Genomic DNA, 18,778 nt, shown 5'->3' on the forward strand with positions numbered 1-18,778 from the left:
CGGTCCCCGGCGCGCCCGGCGCCGGGGACCGCGGGAGGCTCAGGCGAGCCCGGCGACCAGTTCCGCCAGCGGCTTGCGGCGCCCGGTGTAGAACGGGATCTCCTCGCGCACGTACAGCCGCGCCTTCGAGCCGCGCAGGTGGCGCATCAGGTCCACGATGCGGTGCAGTTCGTCCGCCTCGAACGCGAGGATCCACTCGTAGTCGCCCAGCGAGAACGACGCGACGGTGTTGGCGCGCACATCCGGGTAGCCGCGCGCCATCTTCCCGTGCTCCGCCAGGAGCTGGCGGCGCTCGTCGTCCGGCAGCAGATACCAGTCGTACGAGCGCACGAACGGGTAGACGCTCACGTACTCGCGCGGCGTCTCGTCCGCGAGGAACGCCGGGATGTGCGACTTGTTGAACTCGGCGGGCCGGTGCAGCGCCATGTTCGACCAGACCGGCTCCAGCGCCCGGCCGAGCCGCGTGCGGCGGAACCGGTTGTACGCCTCCTGGAGCGCGTCCGACGTCTCCGCGTGCCACCAGATCATCACATCGGCGTCGGCGCGCAGCCCCGACAGGTCGTACGTGCCGCGCACCGTCACGTCCTTGGCGGCGAGCTGCTCGAACAGCTCGGCGACCTCGTCCGCGTACCCGGCGCGGTCCTCGGGCAGCACGTCGCGCAGCCTGAAGACGGACCAGAGGGTGTAGCGGATGACGTCGTTCAGTTCCTTGGCGCGCTTCCCGGGCGATGCAGCAGTCATGGCGTCATTCTCCCGCGTCACTCGCCGGGCTCCTCACGCGGGCCCGGCGACAGCGTCCGCACCAGCTCGCCCACGGCCCTGGTCGCGCTCGCGACGCACGCCGGGATGCCCACCCCGTCGTACGACGCGCCGCACAGCCGCAGCCCCGGCAGCCCGGCGAGGTAGCCCCGGACGCGGGCGACGCGCGCCGCGTGGCCGACCGTGTACTGCGGCAGTCCGTCGACCCACCGGGTGACGAGGGAGTCGACGGGCTTCGCCGCGAGCCCGGCCGCCTCGCCCAGGTCGTCCAGCGCGGCCCGCACCAGCTCGTCGTCGTCCCACTCCAGCGGCCCGGCGTCGCCGAAGCGCCCGGCGGAGGCCCGCAGGACGAACAGGCCCGGGTCCGCGCCCGCCGCCCAGTCCCACTTGCCGGTCGTGAACGTCGCCGCCTTGATCACGCGGCGGTCCACGGCCGGGACGAGGAAGCCGCTGCCGCGCGGCAGCGTCCCCAGGTCGGCGCGGCGGAACGCGAGCGTGACGATCGCCATCGACGCGTACGCCACCGCCGCCAGCTCACCGGCCGCCGCGGGCGCCTCCGCCGCCAGCAGCCGCCCGGCCGCCGCGGCCGGCGCGGCGAGCACCACGCCGTCCGCCACCAGCGAGCGCCCGTCGTCCAGCGCCGCCGCCCAGCCGCGCGCCGTACGGCGCAGCCCGGTCACCGCGACGCCGCTCTCCAGCGCGCCGCCCCGCGCGCGGCAGGAGTCGGCCAGCGCCTCGGCGAACGTGCCGACGCCCCCGTCGAACCCGGCGAACACCGGCTCACCCGCCGCCCTGGGCGGGGTGGCGCGCTGGACGGCGCGCACGGCGGCGAGCAGCGTGTCGTGGTCGCGCAGCGCGTCGTACAGGGCGGGGACGGCGGAGCGCAGGGAGATCTGGTACGCGTCGCCCGCGTAGACCCCGCCGAGCAGCGGCTCGACCAGCCGGTCCACGACCTCGCGGCCCATCCGGTCCGCCACCAGCCGCCCGACCGCGACGTCCTCGCCGATCTCGACGGGCGGCAGCTCGCTGTCCCGCGCGATCTGCGCGAGACCGGTGTCGGACAGCACCCCCGCGAGGGCGGCAGCCGTGCCGGGCACCCCCATCACGTGCCCCTGCGGCATCGGCCGCAGGGCGCCCCGCGTCCAGATGGCCGAGGTGGTGACGGCCGGGGACCGCAGCGCGTCGGCGAGGCCGATCTCCCCGGCCAGGTCGACGGCCTCGGGTCTGCGGGCGAGTACGGACTCCGCGCCGAGGTCCACCTGGACGCCGGCGACACGGCCGGTGCGGAGCTTGCCGCCGAACCGGCCGGAACTCTCCAGGAGGGTGACCCGGAGCCCGGCGGCCAGCAGCCGGTGGGCGGCGGTGAGGCCCGTGACCCCGCCGCCGACGACGATCACATGCATGGGTCCACTGTCCCAGATGCGCGAACGTGGCCCGCACGTGACCTGTTCGGAACCGGCCGGACCGAACCGGCCGCCTCCCCCGCCCGTCCAAGACACGAACGACGACCAGGACTTGGGAACCAGGGGGACCGGATGACGCACAGGACAGGACCCGTACGAAGAGCGGCGCTCGCCGCCGTTCCGCTGCTGGGCGCGCTGCTGCTCGCGGGGTGCACGGGCGGCGGCAGCGACGGCGGCGGGTCGATGGCCCGGGAGGGCTTCGCCGCGGACGACCGCGCGGACGACCGCGCGGGTGACAGCGCGGGGGACAGCGCCGCCGAGCCCGCCCCGGAAGGCTCCTCGGATGCCGACGGGCAGGACGGCGCCGTGGAGCGGGCGGACGACGGCGCCGCCGCGGAGGCGCTGCTGATCCGCACGGCGCGCCTGGTCGTGGCGGCGGACGACGTGCCCGGGGCGTACGAGGGGGCGCTGTCCGCCGTGGCGGCGGCGGGCGGCTTCGTCAGCGCGGAGAACACCGTGGGCGAGCCGACCGCCGGCGACTGGTCGGAGGTGACGCTGCGCGTCCCCGAGGAGTCCTACGAGGACCTGCTCACCGACCTGGCGGCGCTCGGCGAGCTGCGCTCGCGCGAGGTGACCACCGAGGACGTGACCGAGGAGGTCGTGGACGTCGAGAGCCGGCTCGCCACCCAGCGCGAGAGCGTGGCCCGCGTCCGGGCGCTGATGGAGGAGGCCGTCTCGATCCGCGACATCGTGGACCTGGAGGCGGAGCTGAGCCGGCGGCAGGCCGACCTGGAGTCGCTGGAGTCGCGCAGCGAGTCGCTGCGGGGGCGGGTGGCGATGGCCACCGTCACCCTGGAGCTGCACGAGATGGACACGCCGGTGGACGAGCCCGCGGACTCCGACGACGACCCGTCGATCCCGGGCGCGCTCGCGGGCGGCTGGGACGTGTTCGTGGCGGCGCTGGTGTGGACGGGCGCGGCGCTCGCGGCGGTGCTGCCGTTCGCCGCGGCGACCGCGCTGGTGGTGCTCGTCGTACGGCTGGCGCGCCGCCGCCTGCCGCAGCGGCCCGCCCGCGAGCCGGAACCGGCTCCGGCCGACCAGGTGTTCCGGGCGCCCGGCGCGTGAGGACGCCCGGGGGGCCGCGCCGTGTGACGCGTGACGGCGCGGCCCCCTGGCCCTGTCAACCGGTGTCTACCGGGCTGTCTGCTCGTGGACGTACGAGACGAGGCGCGTCAGCGCGTCCGGGTCCGTGGCGGGGAGTACGCCGTGACCGAGGTTGAAGATGTGGCCGGGCAGCCCGGCGGCGGCGTCGAGGACGCGGCGCGCCTGCGCCTCCACGGCCTGGCGCGGCGCGAACAGGACGGCGGGGTCGAGGTTGCCCTGGAGCGCCTTGCCGGGACCGACGCGGCGCGCCGCCTCGTCCAGCGGCACGCGCCAGTCGACGCCGACGACGTCCGCGCCCGCCTCGCCGAGCAGGCCGAGCAGCTCGCCGGTGCCGACGCCGAAGTGGACGCGCGGCACGCCGTGGTGGGCCACCGCGTCGAAGACCTTGCGGGAGGCGGGCATCACCGAGGCGCGGTAGTCGGCGGGCGCGAGCGCGCCGACCCAGGAGTCGAAGAGCTGCACGGCCGACGCGCCGGCCTCGATCTGCACGGTGAGGAAGGCCGCGGTGATGTCCGCGAGCCGGTCGAGCAGCTCGGCCCACAGCCCGGGGTCGCCGTACATCAGGGCCTTGGTGTGCTCGTGGTTGCGCGACGGACCGCCCTCCACGAGGTAGCTCGCGAGGGTGAACGGCGCCCCGGCGAACCCGACGAGCGGGGTGTCGCCCAGCGCCGCCGTCACCATGCCGACCGCCTCGGTGATGTACGGGACGTCGTCCGGCTCCAGCGGGCGCAGCCGGTCGAGGTCGGCGCGGCTGCGGATCGGCTCGGCGACGACCGGGCCGACTCCCGGCCTGATGTCGAGGTCGATGCCGATCGCCTTCAGCGGGACGACGATGTCGCTGAAGTAGACGGCCGCGTCCACGTCGTGCCTGCGCACCGGCTGGAGGGTGATCTCGGTGACCAGGTCGGGCCGCATGCAGGAGTCCAGCATGGCGACGCCCTCGCGCGCCTTGCGGTACTCGGGGAGGGAACGTCCGGCCTGGCGCATGAACCACACGGGCGTGTGCGGCACCGGTTCGCGGCGGCAGGCCCGGAGGAAGGGGGAGTCGGCGAGTGTCACACGCAGAAGTCTCGCACGACCGGCGGATTGACCCGCGCGGGCTGGTGTGGCGTCCCCGCGTCCCGGCGGCCCGGCGCCTAGGGTTACCGGCCATGGCATCGTCTCGGCACCGGCAGGCGGAGGAGACCGGAGATATGACCGACCCCGGCCCGCGGGTGCCGTTCGCCTTCCGGCAGGCGGTCGCGGGACTGACCGCGGCCAGGCCCCGCGCGGAGGTGCGCCTGACCCCCCTCCCCGCGCCCCGGCGGCTCGCGCCGCACGCCCACGCGCTCGGCGCGGCGGTCGCCGTGGACGGGGAGGAACTGGCGGACGGGCGCTTCGTCCTGCTGCACGACCCGGAGGGCGACGAGACCTGGCGCGGCGACTTCCGCGTGGTGACGCTCGGCCGGGCCGACCTCGAACCCGAGCTGGCCACCGACCCGCTCGTCCCCGAGGTCGCCTGGTCGTGGCTGACGGAGGCGCTCGACGCGCGGGGGCTCGCGTACCGGGAGGCGGGCGGGACCGTGACCCGGGCCGACTCGCAGTACTTCGGCGCCATGGCGGAACGGCCCTCCCGCGCCGAGCTGGAGCTGCGCGCCTCGTGGACCCCGGCGGACGGCGCCGACGCGGCGGGGCACCTGCTCGCCTGGTGCGCGCTGCTGGCGCAGTGCGCGGGCCTGCCGCCCGAGGCGAGCGGGACGGCGGTCACGGCGCTCCCCCGGCGCAGGGGCCCGCGGACCGTCTGACGGGGGACGCGGGAGGGGACGGCTGGGTCGTGTCGTCCGGATCGTGGCGGATCGGCCCGCGTCGTCGGACGCCGTGCGTCGCAAGGCACCGGATCGCCACACGTACCGGGCGTACCCGGGCGACGCGGTGACGCGGTGACGCGGCGAGGCGCGGTGACCGGCGGCGCGCGCCAGGCAAGACCCGAACGACACGGCCTGGGAGACAGCGGGGAGACACGGGCGGGTCCGCCGGGCGTCAGTACCGGACGGCGTATCACCGGTTCGTGATCTTTCTCTAAAGGACCAGCGGCTTCCTGCCGAAGGAGTAGTGACCCTTCCATCCGGAACGCCCCGACTCCTCCCCCGGAGTCGGATTCGGTCCGCCCCCACCCCACCCCCTCCGGGAGGCCCGGTGTCTGTTCTTCTTGAGCACCCCACAAGCCTGGTCGCCTACCGCCCGAACAAGCCGACCGCCATGGTCGTCGTGGCCGACCCCCGAGTCCGTTCCACCGTGACCCGCCATCTGTGGGCCCTCGGAGTCCGGGACGTGATCGAGGCGTCGTCCATCGCGGAGGCCCGCCCCCGAGTCGCGAACCCACGGGACATCTGTGTCGCCGACGTGCACCTGCCCGACGGCTCAGGTCTCACCCTGCTGTCCGAGACCCGCGCGGCGGGCTGGCCCAACGGCCTCGCGCTCTCCGCGGCCGACGACATCGGCGCCGTGCGGAACGCGCTGGCGGGCGGCGTCAAGGGCTACGTCGTCACCGGCACCCGCAACAACCTCGGTCCCCCCACCCGGCACGGCGCGGCGCACATCGGCGCGGCCGCCGCCCGGGGCATGCACCGGCGCCAGCCCGGCGCCCCCGCCCACCAGGGCGGCTACCGCGAACTCTCCGGCCGCGAGGTCGAGGTGCTGCGGCTGGTCGCCGAAGGACAGTCCAACAAGGCGATCGGCGTCTCCATGGGCCTGTCGGCCCTGACCGTCAAGAGCCACCTCGCCCGCATCGCCCGCAAGCTGGGCACCGGCGACCGCGCGGGCATGGTCGCCGTCGCGCTGCGCACCGGCATCATCCACTGAGCGGGCGACCACCGGGAGCCGCCGAGACCCGCCGAGACCCGCCGGGCCCGCCCGTCACGTCCGCCACCGGCCCGCCGTACCGTCACCCACCACCGCATCCGGCGCCCGCCCCGACCGTTCGGGGCGGGCGCCGGTGGTCTGCGGGGACCCCGGGAGAGACGTTGTGCACTGTGCGCACAGAGTTAGTCTTGACTGGTGACCGACGCCCAGCAGACCGCCGACGTGACCGCAGGAACGAGTGACCCGGAGCCGTCAGGACCGGCCCCGGTCCCCTTGCTGGCCCCCCGGGAGGGCGTACCGCCGGTCATCGCGGACGCGGAGGCGTTCGCCGGGGTCGTCGCCGCGTTCGCCGCGGGCAGCGGGCCGGTCGCCGTGGACGCCGAGCGCGCCTCGGGCTACCGCTACGGGCAGCGCGCGTATCTCGTCCAGCTCCGCCGCGAGGGCGCGGGCACCGCGATGATCGACCCGGTGGCCTGCCCCGACCTCACCCCGCTGGGGGACGCGCTCGCGGGCACCGAGTGGGTCCTCCACGCCGCGACGCAGGACCTGCCCTGCCTGCGGGACATAGGCATGGTGCCGACCCGTCTCTTCGACACCGAGCTGGCCGGGCGGCTGGCCGGATTCGCCCGGGTGGGCCTCGGGGTGATGGTGGAGACGGTCCTCGGCTACAGCCTGGAGAAGGGCCACTCGGCGGTGGACTGGTCGAGCCGCCCGCTGCCCGAGCCCTGGCTGCGGTACGCGGCGCTCGATGTCGAGCTGCTCGTGGACCTGCGGGACGCGCTGGAGGAGGAGCTGCGGCGGCAGGGGAAGCTCGGCTGGGCCCTTGAGGAGTTCGCCGCCATCGCCGCCGCTCCCCCGCCCCCGCCGCGCAAGGACCCGTGGCGGCGCACGTCCGGGGTGCACAAGGTGCGCAGACGCAGACAGCTCGCCGTCGTCCGCGAACTGTGGACGACGCGTGACCAGGTGGCGCAGCGGCGCGACCTGTCGCCGGGCAAGGTGCTGTCGGACGCGGCCATCGTCGCCGCCGCGCAGGCGATGCCGGAGGACACCAGGGCGCTCGCGGCGCTGCACGGCTTCGGGCACCGGATGGGCCGCAAGCAGCTCCAGCAGTGGCAGGAGGCGATCGACCGGGTGCGGGAGCTGCCCGAGGCCGAACTGCCGCAGCCGGGCCAGCAGGTGACGGGGCCCCCGCCGCCCCGCGCGTGGGCCGAGAAGGACCCGGTGGCCGCCGCGCGGCTGGCGGCGGCGCGTTCCGCCGTCACGGCGCACGCGGAGGAGCTGCGGCTGCCGCAGGAGAACCTGGTCTCCCCCGACGTGGTGCGGCGCCTGTGCTGGGAGCCCCCGGCCGGTGCCGGCCCGGAGGCGGTCACGTCGGCGCTGCGGGCGCTCGGGGCGCGCGAGTGGCAGATCGAGCAGACCGCGCCGCTGCTGGTGAAGGCTCTCGCGACGGTGGACTGACCGCGGGGTGTGCGCGAGCCGGACTCCTCCGTGCCTGGCGCTTGCCGGTTACCGGCGAGTAGCATGGCGGCGGAAGTGACTGTCCGGCCTGGAGGAGTGCCATCGTGCCGCGTAACGTCAGGGACGTCGTCTTCGTGGACGGCGTCCGTACCCCCTTCGGCAAGGCGGGTCCCAAGGGCATCTACCACGAGACCCGCGCCGACGACCTGGTCATCAAGTGCATCCGCGAGCTGCTGCGCCGCAATCCGCAGCTGCCGCCGGAGCGCGTGGACGACGTCGCGGTGGCGGCGACCACGCAGATCGGCGACCAGGGCCTGACCCTGGGCCGTACGGCCGCGATCCTCGCCGGGCTGCCCCGCAGCGTGCCGGGGTACTCCGTCGACCGCATGTGCGCCGGGGCGCTGACCGCCGTGACGACGAGCGCGGGGTCCATCGCGTTCGGCGCGGGCGACATCGCCGTCGCGGGCGGGGTGGAGCACATGGGCCGGCACCCGATGGGCGAGGCCGTGGACCCGAACCCGCGCTTCGTCTCCGAGAAGCTGGTGGACGACTCCGCGCTGTTCATGGGCATGACGGCGGAGAATCTGCACGACCGCTTCCCGCACCTGGACCGCGCGCGGGCCGACGAGTACGCGGTGCGCAGCCAGGAGAAGGCCGCCAAGGCGTACGCCGACGGGAAGATCCAGCCGGACCTGGTGCCGGTGTCGGTGCGGCGGACCTCCCCCGACGCGGGCGAGACGGGCTGGGGCCTGGCGACGGCCGACGAGCCGATGCGGCCGGGGACGACCCTGGAGACGCTGGCCGGGCTGAAGACGCCGTTCCGCCCGCACGGGCGCGTCACGGCGGGCAACTCGGCGGGGCTCAACGACGGCGCGACGGCCTCCGTCATCGCCGCCGAGGAGGTGGCGCGCGAGCTCGGCCTGCCGGTGAAGATGCGGCTGGTGTCGTACGCGTTCGCCGGTGTCGAGCCCGAGGTGATGGGCTACGGCCCGGTGCCCGCGACCAAGAAGGCCCTCGCGCGCGCCGGACTGTCGATCGGGGACATCGGCCTCATCGAGATCAACGAGGCGTTCGCCGTGCAGGTGCTGGCGTTCCTCGACCAGTACGGCATCGCGGACGACGACCCGCGGGTGAACCAGTACGGCGGCGCGATCGCGTTCGGCCACCCGCTGGCCTCCTCCGGCGTGCGGCTGATGACGCAGCTGGCGCGGCAGTTCGAGGACCAGCCCGAGGTCAGGTACGGCCTGACGACCATGTGCGTCGGCTTCGGCATGGGCGCGACCGTCGTCTGGGAGAACCCGCACTGGGAGAACCGGTGACACACGGGGTAGCCGCCACACAGGTACGAGTGAACGGAGGGCGCCCGTGAGTCGGGTCGCTGAGGTGTTGCAGGGGGCGGCCGGGCGGTTCCCCGGTGAAGTGGTCACGCAGGCGCACGTACGGCATCTGGACCTGCCGGACGGCGGCGGCCGGTTCGCGCTGATCACGCTGGACAACGGCTTCGACCACACGAAGCCGACGACGTTCGGGCCCAGGTCGCTGGGCAATCTCGACGCGGCGCTCGACCAGGTGGCGGCCGAGGCCGCGGCCGGGGAGATCGTCGGCGTCGGGCTGACGGGCAAGCCGTTCGTCTTCGCGGTCGGCGCCGACCTCAAGGGCGTCGAGGTGCTCGGCGAGCGCGCCGAGGCCGTCGCCGTCGGGGCCGGGGGGCACGACGTCTTCCGGCGGTTCGCGTCGCTCGGCGTGCCGTCGTTCACCTACTACAACGGCGCGGCGCTCGGCGGCGGCGTCGAGGTCGGGCTGCACTGCACCTACCGGACGGTCTCGGCGGCGGCGGGCGCGCTCGCGCTGCCCGAGGTCTTCCTCGGACTGCTGCCGGGCTGGGGCGGCTGCACGCTGCTGCCGAACCTGATCGGCGCCGACCGCGCGGTCACCGTGATCATCGAGAACGCGCTGGCGCAGAACCGCACGCTCAGCGGGCCCGCGTTCTACGAACTCGGCATCGCCGACGCGCTGTTCGAGGGCGCCGACTTCCTGGAGCAGTCGCTCGTGTGGACCTCGGCGGTCCTGCGCGGCGAGCTGGCGGTCGGGCGCGACGAGGTGGACCGCGGCGAGGCGTGGGACGCGGCGCTGGCCCGTGGCCGTGCCATCGCCGACGCCAGAGTGCACGGCGCGGCGCCCGCCGCGTACCGGGCGCTCGACATCATCGCGCAGGCCCGCGACGGCGACCTCGACGCCGGTTTCGACGCGGAGACCGAGGCGCTGGCCGACCTGATCATGGGCGACGAGCTGCGCAGCAGCCTGTACGCGTTCAACCTCGTGCAGCGCCGGGCCAAGCGGCCGGCGGGCGCGCCCGACAAGTCGCTCGCCCGGCAGGTGACGAAGGTCGGCGTCGTGGGCGCCGGGCTGATGGCGTCGCAGCTGGCGCTGCTGTTCGCCCGCAGGCTGGAGGTGCCGGTGGTCCTCACCGACATCGACCAGGAGCGGATCGACAAGGGCGTCGCCTGGGTGCACGGCGAGATCGACGCGCTGCGCGCCAAGGGCAGGCTCTCGGGCGACAAAGCGAACCGGCTGAAGGCCGCCGTCACGGGCGAGCTGGACCGCGCGGCGGCGTTCGCGGACGCGGACTTCGTCATCGAGGCCGTCTTCGAGGAGATGGGCCTCAAGCGGCAGGTCTTCGCCGAGCTGGAGGCGGTCGTCCCCGAGCACGCGGTGCTGGCGACCAACACGTCGTCCCTGTCGGTGACGGCGATGGCCGCCGGGCTGAAGCACCCCGGGCGCGTCGTCGGCTTCCACTTCTTCAACCCGGTGGCGGTGCTGCCGCTGCTGGAGATCGTGCGGGCCGAGCAGACGGACGAGGCGACGCTGGCCACGGCGTTCGGCGTCGCGCGGAAGCTGCGGAAGTCGGCCGTGCTCGTGAAGGACGCGCCCGCGTTCGTCGTCAACCGCGTCCTGACCCGTTTCATGGGCGAGGTGCTCGGCGCGATCGACGAGGGGACGCCCGCCGACGTGGCGGACCGCGCGCTGGCGCCGCTGGGGCTGCCGATGTCGCCGATCCAGCTGCTCGACCTGGTCGGGCCCGCCGTGGCGCACCACGTGGCCGGGACGCTGCACGAGGTGTACCCGGACCGGTTCGCGGTCTCGCCGAACCTGGCGAAGGTCGTCGCGGCGGGCAAGCGGACGCTGTACGTGCAGGACGGCGGCGCCCCCCGGCTCGACCCGGAGGTGGCGGCGCTGTTCGAGACCGGCACGACCGTGCTGACCGAGGAGCAGGTCAGGGCGCGCGCCCTGGACGCCATCGCCGAGGAGATCGGGCTCATGCTCCAGGAGGGTGTCGTCGCCGAGGCGCAGGACATCGACCTGTGCCTGATCACGGGCGCGGGCTGGCCGTTCCACCTGGGCGGGGTCACGCCGTACCTGGACCGCGCGGGTGTCTCCGAGCGGGTGCTCGGGCGGCGGCTGCTGGCGCGGGGGGTGGCGAGCGTCCCGGCGTGAGCCGTGGCACCACCGGCCGGGCGGCGCCCGGTCCGTCCCTCCGCGGACGGGCCGGGCGCCGTTCGCGTGGGGGCGCGGCTGGGGGGTGGGGCTGGGGGGGGCGGAGAGAAAACTGAGGGAATCGCGCGTGGGGGCGATGAGTCCTGGCGCCGGGCCCGGTCGTATGGGGTGTGGGGCCGCGCAGGGCGGCCCCGGAGCACCCGCCGGGAGGACGCCGCCATGCCGACCAAGATCTTCGTGAACCTGCCCGTGAAGGACCTCGCCCGCTCGAAGCAGTTCTTCAGCGACCTGGGCTACGCGTTCAACCCCCAGTTCTCCGACGAGAACGCGGCCTGTCTCGTGATCAGCGAGGACATCTTCGCGATGCTGCTGACCGAGCCGTTCTTCGGCAACTTCTCGCGCAGGACCGTCGCGGACACCGCCACCACGATCGAGTCGATCGTCACGCTGAGCGCGGACAGCCGCGCGGCGGTGGACGAGCTGGCCGACCGCGCGCTGGCGTCCGGCGGCTCCCCGGCGATGGACCCGATCGACGAGGGCCCGATGTACGGCCGCAGCTTCCTCGACCCGGACGGGCACCACTGGGAGGTGATGTACATGGACCCGGCCGCCGTGCAGGGGGCCTGACGGCGGCCGGGCGGGGTGCGGTGCCCTGTCAGGCGCCGGTGGTCGCGTCCACCGAGCCGGTGAGGCGCGCGACCAGGCCCGTGACCTGGCGTGCGATGTCCGGGCCCGTCAGCCCGACCTCGGCGAGGACCTGCTCGCGGCTGCCGTGGCTCAGGAAGCGCTCGGGGACACCGAAGTCGCGCAGCGGCACGTCCACGTCCGCGTCGCGCAGGGCCTGGGCGACGGCGGAGCCGACGCCGCCCGCGCGGCTGTTGTCCTCGACCGTGACGACGACCCGGTGCTCGGCCGCGAGGGCGGGCAGCGCCGGGTCGACGGGCTTGACCCAGCGCGGGTCGACGACCGTGGTGGTGATGCCGTGGCTGTGCAGCAGCTCGGCCGCTTCGAGACAGGCGGGCGCGAGCGCGCCGACGGAGACCATCAGCACGTCGGGCCGCTCGGTCCCCGCCTCCGGCCGGCGCAGGACGTCCATGCCGCCGACCGTGCCCACGGCCGGGACGGGCGTGCCGACCTTGCCGCGCGAGTAGCGGACCACGGTGGGGGCGTCCTCCACCTGGACGGCCTCGCGCAGCTGGAGCCGCAGCTGCTCGGCGTCGCGGGGGGCCGCGAGCCGCAGGCCCGGGACGCACTGGAGGATCGACATGTCCCACACGCCGTGGTGCGAGGCGCCGTCGGGGCCGGTGATGCCCGCCCTGTCGAGGACGAAGGTGACACCGCAGCGGTGCAGCGCGACGTCCATCAGCAGCTGGTCGAACGCGCGGTTGAGGAACGTCGCGTAGACCGCGAAGACCGGGTGCAGCCCGCCCGAGGCGAGACCGGCGGCGGAGACGGCGCCGTGCTGCTCGGCGATGCCCACGTCGTACACCCGGTCGGGGAACTCCTCGGCGAACCGGGCGAGGCCGACCGGGCGGAGCATCGCGGCGGTGACGGCGACGACGTCCTCGCGCTCGCGGCCGATGCGGACGATCTCGTCGCCGAAGACGGACGTCCAGTCGGCGCCGGAGACGGACACCGGCAGGCCGGTGTCGGGGTGGATGACGCCGACCGCGTGGAACTGGTCCGCCTCGTCGTCGCGGGCGGGCTGGTAGCCGCGGCCCTTCTCGGTGAGGCAGTGCACGATGACGGGCCCGCCGAAGCGCTTGGCGCGCAGGAGCGCCGCCTCCAGCGCCTGGATGTCGTGGCCGTCGATCGGGCCGACGTACTTGATGCCGAGGTCCTCGAAGAGGCCCTGGGGCGCGATGACGTCCTTCAGGCCCTTCTTGGCGCCGTGCAGCGTGCCGTAGAGCGGGCGGCCGACGACGGGGGTCTTCTCCAGCATCTGGCGGCCGCGGGCGAGGAAGCGCTCGTACCCGGCGGTGGTGCGCAGCGTCGCGAGGTGGGTGGCGAGGCCGCCGATGGTGGGTGCGTAGGAGCGCTCGTTGTCGTTGACGACGATGACGAGCGGCTGGTCCTTGGCGGCGGCGATGTTGTTGAGCGCCTCCCAGGCCATGCCGCCGGTGAGGGCGCCGTCGCCGGTGACCGCGACGACCTGGCGCTGTTCGCCGCGCAGCCGGTACGCCTTGGCGAGGCCGTCGGCCCAGCCGAGGACGGTCGAGGCGTGGCTGTTCTCGATGGTGTCGTGGTCGGACTCGGCGCGGGACGGGTAGCCGGAGAGGCCACCGCGGGCGCGGAGCCCCGAGAAGTCCTGGCGCCCGGTGAGGAGCTTGTGGACGTACGACTGGTGTCCGGTGTCCCACAGGATGCGGTCGGACGGGGAGTCGAAGACGCGGTGGAGTGCGATCGTCAGCTCGACCACGCCGAGGTTCGGGCCGAGGTGGCCGCCGGTCCTGGCGACGGCGTCGATGAGGAAGGAGCGGATCTCCCCTGCCAGCTCCACCAGTTGCTCAGGGGTGAGCCGGTCGAGATCACGCGGTCCCGAGATACCGGTCAGCAGCGGCACCGTTCCTCCTTGCGTCGGGCTTAGGACGGCCGTCCGTCGAGTTTAGTGTGATCGGCCCACGACTGTGGCGCGAGGATCGCGGATACGTACGGATGAGGAACGACCCGGGCCACCGTGCGGTGTCCGGGTCGCTCCCTGCCCGTTTCCGGGCGGATCATGTATGCGTCGGTCGATTCTCCGGCCGGTTATGTCCGTCCGGCGGTCCGCTGGGTGCGCCGGGAGACCGAGTCGAGGACCACGGCGAGGAGCAGGACCGCACCGGTGATCATGTACTGGATCTCGCTGGACATGTTCATGAGGTTGAGCCCCGTGGTGATGGACTGGATCACCAGCGTGCCGAGCAGGGCCGACCAGATCCAGCCGCGTCCGCCGAACAGGCTCGTACCGCCGATGACGGCGGCGGCGATGACGTTCATCAGCAGGTTCCCGGAGCCGAGGCTCTTGGAGGCGCCGCCGGCCTGCGCGGCGTAGAAGAGGCCGCCGACGGCGGCGAGCGCACCGCCGATGGTGAAGACGGTGAGCCGGACGCGGGCGACGTTGATGCCCGCGCGGCGGGCCGCCTCGGCGTTGCCGCCGACCGCAAAGATCTGCCGCCCGTACGTGGTGCGCCGCACCATGAAGTCGGCGAGCAGCAGGACGGCCAGGAAGATGACCAGGGCGAGCGGCAGGCCGCGGTGCTGGTTGAGGGTCCAGGCCGTGACGAACGCGGCGACGGCGACGAGCGCGCCGCGCAGGATGATCTCGCTCGCCTGGCGGGTGGGCAGCCCGGCCTGCCGGCGGCGGCGCTCCTGGCGCCACAGCGCGAGCACGTACCCGGCGGTGACGACGGCGGCGAGGCCGTAGGCGGCGGCGATGTCGCTGAAGTAGTAGCTGTTCAGGTCGCGGACGAAGCTGCCGCGCGGGATGTTGATGGTGCCCTCGTCGCCCATGACCCAGATCTGGACGCCGCTCCAGCCGAGGAAGCCGGCGAGGGTGACGACGAACGCGGGCACGCCGATGTGGGCGAAGAAGAAGCCGTGGACGCTGCCGACGACCGCTCCCGCGGCGATGGCCAGGAGGATGGCGACGATGTCGTTGACGCCGTTGGTGACCGAGAGGACCGCCCACAGAGCGGCGGAGAGGCCGGCGACGGAGCCGATGGACAGGTCGATCTCGCCCAGCAGCAGGACGAGCACGATGCCGACGGCCATGATGCCGGGGCCCGCGATGTAGACCGAGATGTTGGTCAGGTTGCGGGGGGTGAGGAAGGTGCCGGTCTGCGCCTCGAAGACGACGGCGATCACGATCATGCCGATGACGACGGGCAGCGAGCCCAGTTCGCCGCCGCGCAGGCGCCGCCTGAAGTCCTCGGCGTAGCCGGCCAGGCCGCGTTCGCGGACCAGGAGGCGCGGGTCGGGTGCGAGGTCCTTACTCATGGGTGTCATCACCGTCCGTGCCTTCTGTGCCCTCGGTGGCCTCGGCGGCCTCGGTGCCGGCCGTGGTGTCCTTGCGGGTGCGCCGGCGGGAGACCGCGTTGTCCGTGGCGCCGGTGATGGCGGCGATGATGTCCTCGCCCGTGGTGGTGGCCACGTCGAAGACGCCGTTGTTCCGCCCGAGCCGGAGGACGGCCACCTCGTCGGCGACCGCGCGGACGTCGGCGATGCTGTGGCTGATGAGGACCACGGCGAGCCCCTGCTCGCGCAGCCGTTCGACCAGGTCGAGTACCTGGGCGGTCTGCTCGACGCCGAGCGCGGCGGTGGGCTCGTCGAGGATGACGACCTCGGGCGAGCCGACGAGGGCGCGGGCGATGGCGACGACCTGGCGCTGGCCGCCGGAGAGCGAGGCGATGGGGATGCGCACGCTCGGGATGCGGATGGAGAGGCTGTCGAGCAGTTCGCGGGAGCGCTGTTCCATCCGCACCTGGTCCAGCACGCCCCAGCGGCGGATCTCGCGGCCGAGGTAGAGGTTGGCGACCACGTCCAGGTTGTCGCACAGCGACAGGTCCTGGTAGACGGTCGCGATGCCGAGGTCCTGCGCGTCGGCGGGCTTGGTGACCCGGACCGGCCGGTCCTTCCAGCTGATCGTGCCCGAGTCGATGGTGTGGACCCCGGCGATGGTCTTGATGAGGGTGGACTTGCCGGCTCCGTTGTCGCCCACGAGGGCGGTCACACGGCCGGGGCGTATCTCCAGGTCGACGTCGGTGAGCGCCTGGACGGCGCCGAACCGCTTGGAGACGCCGCGCAGAGCCAGGACGGGTGCGGCGGTGGCGGTCATGGCAGGAGTCAACTCCTATGGGGGCGGCCCTCTCCCGGAGGGCACGGGGGCGGAGCGAAGTCCCGGGCCCCGGTCCGCCGCGGCGCCCGGCGGGGGGCGGCGGCGGACCGGGGCGGGGGAACGGGCGGCTGGCTCAGCCGATGCCGGCCGCCGCGCACGCGTCCGCGTACTCGGCGGTGCAGATGTCCTCGACGCTGTAGAACCCGTCGGCGACGACGGTGTCCATGATGTTGTCCACCGTCACGGGGACCGGGTCGAACAGGCGGGACGGGATGCCGCTGTCGGTCGGGCTGTCGGCGCTGTCGGGCGCGAGGCTCGCGATGTCCTCGCCGCGCAGCAGCGCGACGGCGATCTCGGCGGTGGTCTCCGCCTCCTGCTGGAGCGCCTTGTAGATGGTGAACGCCTGCTGGCCGGCGACGATGCGCTGGAGGCCCGCGAGTTCCGCGTCCTGGCCGCCGACCGGGACGCTGATGCCGGCCGACTCCAGGGAGGTGATGACGGCGGCGGCCATGCCGTCGTTGCCGACGTAGACCGCGTCGAAGCCGTCGTCGCCGAGGGCCTCGATGGCGTCGGTCATGTCCGAACCGGCCTCCGGGGCCTGCCAGCCGTCGACGTCCTGCTCGAAGACGACGTTGGCGCTCTGGTCGATGACCGAGTGCGCGCCCTCCTTGAACATGGCGGCGTTCGGGTCGGTCGGCGAGCCGTTGATCATGACCACGTTGGCGCCCTCGGCCTCGTCGCCGAGCGCCGCGAGCAGCGTCTCGCCCTGGAGTTCGCCGACGCGGAAGTTGTCGTAGGAGACATAGGCCTCGATCGGGCCCTCGGCGAGCCGGTCGTAGGCGACGACCTGCACGCCCTCGGCGGCGGCCTCCTCGACCCAGGCCGACGTGGAGGTGGACTCCACCGCGTCCAGGATGATCACGTCCACGCCCTGGGTGAGCATGGCGTCGAACTGCTGCTTCTGCGTGTTCACGTCCTCACCGGCGTTCTGGTACTGGACGTCGCAGTCGGGACACAGCTCCTCGATCTTGTCCTCGATGAACGGCCGGTCGAACGCCTCGTACCGGGTCGTGCGGTCCTCGGGCAGGAGCAGGCCTATGGTGCCGCTCTCGCTGCCGCCGCCGCCTTCGCCGCCGCCGTCGCCCTCGTCGTCTCCGCCGCCGGCCTCGCCGCAGGCGGCGAGCGCGACGCTCAGGACGACGGACGTGGCAGCCATGGCGGCACATCGCTTGTATCGACGCATGGTTGGCTTCGCCTCCCTGTCGGGCCGCTGCTCTGCGGCCGTCGGTCGGCGAGCAGCTAACTCCGGCGCGACCCTTGGCGTCAAGACTTAAAGCAAGGGTCAACCGAACCGAGACTTTCGACGTCTGACGCCTCAGACGTTTCAACTCCGGTTTCAGGGGGTAAATACGCGGATCGCATGTGCGTACGCGGTGGCACACGTTGCTTTCTGTTGACTTGCCGTGACTTTACTTCTTGTCGACGTGTCCTACAGGTCGGACCCGCGCGGGCATGCCGGGACGGCTCTGATCGGCCCGGCGGCTCAAGTGGCCCCGCCGGGCGCGGCGTCCGCAGCGTGCGGCGGGTCAGTCGACCGGGCCGAGGAGCAGGCCGTCGCCCATCTCGCGCAGCACGAGCGCCAGCGCCCCCAGCACCTCGGCGCGCCCGCCGAGCGCCCCCGGCACCAGGGCGAGCCCCGCCCCCGCGCTGGGGATGGCGTACCGGCCGACCGCGTCCCTGATCGGGCCGAGCGCGATCTCCCCCGCCTCGGCGAGGTCGCCGCCCAGGACGACGCGGCTCGGGTTGAGCAGATTGCACAACTGGGCGATCCCGGCGCCGATGTGGCGGCCTATGTCGGAGACCACGCGGCGGCAGCCGGGGTCGCCCTCCCGCGCCAGCTGGACGACACGGTGCATCGTCAGATCGGTGCCGTGGCTCGCGTGGAGCAGCGGCAGCACGTGCCGGGCGGCCGTGAACGTCTCCAGGCAGCCGCGGTTGCCGCACCGGCAGACGGGGCCCGACTCGTCCAGCGTGATGTGGCCGATCTCGCCCGCCGTGCCGCCGGGGCCGCGGTAGATCTGCCCGTTGATCACGAGCCCGGCGCCGACGCCGCTGGCGACCTTGATGTACGCCAGGTCGCGTGAGCCGCGCCCGCTGCCCCAGACCAGTTCGCCGAGCGCGCCGAGGTTGGCGTCGTTGTCCACGTGCACGGGGACGCCGGTGCGCGCCTCCAGTTCCTCGCGCGGGCTGATCCCGCGCCAGCCCGGCAGGATCGCGGTCGAGCCGAGCGCGCCCGTCTCCAGGTCGATCGGGCCCGGCACGCCGAGGCCGATCCCGATGATCTTGCGGCGGTCCACCCCGGCCATCGTCAGCAGGCGGCCGACGAGCTTCTCGGCGCGGTCGAACCCCTCGTCCGCCGAGGCGTCCACGTCGAACGGCTCGGCCTCCTCGGCGAGCACCTGGTGCGCCAGGTTCCCGACCGCGACGCGCAGGTGCGAGTGGCCGAAGTCCACGCCCACGACGATCCCGGCGTCCGTGGAGAGCGAGACGCTGCGGGCGCGCCGGCCGCTGGCCGAGGTCGTCCTGACGTCAACCGTGCCCAGCTCCTTCAACTCCCGAACGATGTTCGAGACGGTCGCGGCCGACAGCCCGGTGGTCCTCGCGATGTCCGCCTGGGTCAGCGAACCGGCGGCCCGGACGGCGCGTACGACACGTTCCAGGTTGGCCCGGTGCAGCGACGACTGCGACCCAGGAGTCTCCACGGCTCACTCCACTTCCGATTGCCTGGCGGGCACGGCTGTGGACCCACCGGCCGCCCCGAGCGTGGGTGGCGGGAGACGGC

General features: G+C 73.8%; 15 protein-coding genes. 7 read left to right on the plus strand and 8 right to left on the minus strand.

Annotated features, from left to right (window positions below):
• Nucleotides 1-39: 39 nt before the first annotated feature.
• Both hemQ and hemG read right to left on the minus strand, forming a co-directional pair.
• Nucleotides 40-741: a hydrogen peroxide-dependent heme synthase gene (hemQ, locus tag ACL02R_RS02150; RefSeq protein WP_412795070.1), complete on the minus strand. Its 702-nt coding sequence runs from the start codon at nucleotides 739-741 to the stop codon at nucleotides 40-42.
• Nucleotides 742-758: 17 nt separating this feature from the next.
• On the minus strand, nucleotides 759-2,162 hold the full coding sequence (hemG, locus tag ACL02R_RS02155) for a protoporphyrinogen oxidase (RefSeq protein WP_412795071.1): 1,404 nt from the start codon (nucleotides 2,160-2,162) through the stop codon (nucleotides 759-761).
• Nucleotides 2,163-2,294: 132 nt separating this feature from the next.
• On the opposite strand from hemG, the gene ACL02R_RS02160 reads away from it, so the two are divergent.
• Nucleotides 2,295-3,287 (plus strand): DUF4349 domain-containing protein, encoded by a 993-nt coding sequence (locus ACL02R_RS02160; protein ID WP_412795072.1) that lies wholly within the window; start codon nucleotides 2,295-2,297, stop codon nucleotides 3,285-3,287.
• Between the two features lie 66 nt (nucleotides 3,288-3,353).
• On the opposite strand, the gene hemE is transcribed toward ACL02R_RS02160, so the two are convergent.
• Nucleotides 3,354-4,391: a uroporphyrinogen decarboxylase gene (gene hemE / locus ACL02R_RS02165; RefSeq protein ID WP_412795167.1), complete on the minus strand. Its 1,038-nt coding sequence runs from the start codon at nucleotides 4,389-4,391 to the stop codon at nucleotides 3,354-3,356.
• Between the two features lie 128 nt (nucleotides 4,392-4,519).
• On the opposite strand from hemE, the gene ACL02R_RS02170 reads away from it, so the two are divergent.
• The 6 genes from ACL02R_RS02170 (at nucleotide 4,520) to ACL02R_RS02195 (ending at nucleotide 11,747) form a co-directional block, all read left to right on the plus strand.
• The gene (locus ACL02R_RS02170) at nucleotides 4,520-5,110 is read left to right on the plus strand and encodes a DUF3000 domain-containing protein (RefSeq protein ID WP_412795073.1); all 591 of its coding nucleotides are present in this window, start codon (nucleotides 4,520-4,522) and stop codon (nucleotides 5,108-5,110) included.
• Nucleotides 5,111-5,501: 391 nt separating this feature from the next.
• The gene (locus ACL02R_RS02175) at nucleotides 5,502-6,167 is read left to right on the plus strand and encodes a LuxR C-terminal-related transcriptional regulator (RefSeq protein WP_412795074.1); all 666 of its coding nucleotides are present in this window, start codon (nucleotides 5,502-5,504) and stop codon (nucleotides 6,165-6,167) included.
• 195 nt (nucleotides 6,168-6,362) lie between these two features.
• Entirely contained in the window at nucleotides 6,363-7,625 is a 1,263-nt protein-coding gene (locus tag ACL02R_RS02180) for an HRDC domain-containing protein (protein ID WP_412795075.1), read from the plus strand.
• A 104-nt stretch (nucleotides 7,626-7,729) separates the two neighbouring features.
• On the plus strand, nucleotides 7,730-8,944 hold the full coding sequence (locus ACL02R_RS02185) for a thiolase family protein (RefSeq protein WP_412795076.1): 1,215 nt from the start codon (nucleotides 7,730-7,732) through the stop codon (nucleotides 8,942-8,944).
• A gap of 46 nt (nucleotides 8,945-8,990) precedes the next feature.
• The gene (locus ACL02R_RS02190; protein ID WP_412795077.1) at nucleotides 8,991-11,120 is read left to right on the plus strand and encodes a 3-hydroxyacyl-CoA dehydrogenase NAD-binding domain-containing protein; all 2,130 of its coding nucleotides are present in this window, start codon (nucleotides 8,991-8,993) and stop codon (nucleotides 11,118-11,120) included.
• A 219-nt stretch (nucleotides 11,121-11,339) separates the two neighbouring features.
• Entirely contained in the window at nucleotides 11,340-11,747 is a 408-nt protein-coding gene (locus tag ACL02R_RS02195; RefSeq protein ID WP_412795078.1) for a VOC family protein, read from the plus strand.
• Nucleotides 11,748-11,775: 28 nt separating this feature from the next.
• Here the strand turns inward: ACL02R_RS02195 and dxs are convergent, their stop codons facing one another.
• The 5 genes from dxs to ACL02R_RS02220 all read right to left on the minus strand — a co-directional run bounded on the left by dxs (nucleotide 11,776) and on the right by ACL02R_RS02220 (nucleotide 18,698).
• Nucleotides 11,776-13,683, minus strand: a complete 1,908-nt coding sequence (dxs, locus tag ACL02R_RS02200) for a 1-deoxy-D-xylulose-5-phosphate synthase (RefSeq protein ID WP_412795079.1) — start codon at nucleotides 13,681-13,683, stop codon at nucleotides 11,776-11,778.
• A gap of 185 nt (nucleotides 13,684-13,868) precedes the next feature.
• A complete protein-coding gene (locus ACL02R_RS02205; RefSeq protein ID WP_412795080.1) occupies nucleotides 13,869-15,098 on the minus strand; it encodes a sugar ABC transporter permease in 1,230 nt (409 codons plus the stop codon).
• Nucleotides 15,091-15,936 carry an ATP-binding cassette domain-containing protein gene (locus ACL02R_RS02210; protein ID WP_412795081.1) on the minus strand — a complete coding sequence of 282 codons (846 nt, stop codon included), beginning with the start codon at nucleotides 15,934-15,936 and terminating at the stop codon, nucleotides 15,091-15,093. The genes ACL02R_RS02205 and ACL02R_RS02210 overlap by 8 nt, the downstream gene beginning before the upstream one ends.
• Before the next feature lie 133 nt (nucleotides 15,937-16,069).
• Nucleotides 16,070-17,179, minus strand: coding sequence for a sugar ABC transporter substrate-binding protein (locus tag ACL02R_RS02215; protein ID WP_412795082.1), 1,110 nt, complete (start codon nucleotides 17,177-17,179; stop codon nucleotides 16,070-16,072).
• A gap of 343 nt (nucleotides 17,180-17,522) precedes the next feature.
• Nucleotides 17,523-18,698: an ROK family transcriptional regulator gene (locus ACL02R_RS02220; RefSeq protein WP_412795083.1), complete on the minus strand. Its 1,176-nt coding sequence runs from the start codon at nucleotides 18,696-18,698 to the stop codon at nucleotides 17,523-17,525.
• Between the last annotated feature and the right edge of the window lie 80 nt (nucleotides 18,699-18,778).

The organism is Streptomyces sp. MS19, assembly GCF_047200595.1.
Taxonomy (GTDB): Bacteria; Actinomycetota; Actinomycetes; order Streptomycetales; family Streptomycetaceae; genus Streptomyces.

Coding starts and splice junctions, on each gene's coding strand:
- hemQ (WP_412795070.1), bottom strand. CDS start 741: ATGACTGCTGCATCGCCCGGGAAGCGCGCCAAGGAACTGAACGACGTC.
- hemG (WP_412795071.1), bottom strand. CDS start 2,162: ATGCATGTGATCGTCGTCGGCGGCGGGGTCACGGGCCTCACCGCCGCC.
- ACL02R_RS02160 (WP_412795072.1), top strand. CDS start 2,295: ATGACGCACAGGACAGGACCCGTACGAAGAGCGGCGCTCGCCGCCGTT.
- ACL02R_RS02170 (WP_412795073.1), top strand. CDS start 4,520: ATGACCGACCCCGGCCCGCGGGTGCCGTTCGCCTTCCGGCAGGCGGTC.
- ACL02R_RS02195 (WP_412795078.1), top strand. CDS start 11,340: ATGCCGACCAAGATCTTCGTGAACCTGCCCGTGAAGGACCTCGCCCGC.
- ACL02R_RS02205 (WP_412795080.1), bottom strand. CDS start 15,098: ATGAGTAAGGACCTCGCACCCGACCCGCGCCTCCTGGTCCGCGAACGC.
- ACL02R_RS02210 (WP_412795081.1), bottom strand. CDS start 15,936: ATGACCGCCACCGCCGCACCCGTCCTGGCTCTGCGCGGCGTCTCCAAG.
- ACL02R_RS02215 (WP_412795082.1), bottom strand. CDS start 17,179: ATGCGTCGATACAAGCGATGTGCCGCCATGGCTGCCACGTCCGTCGTC.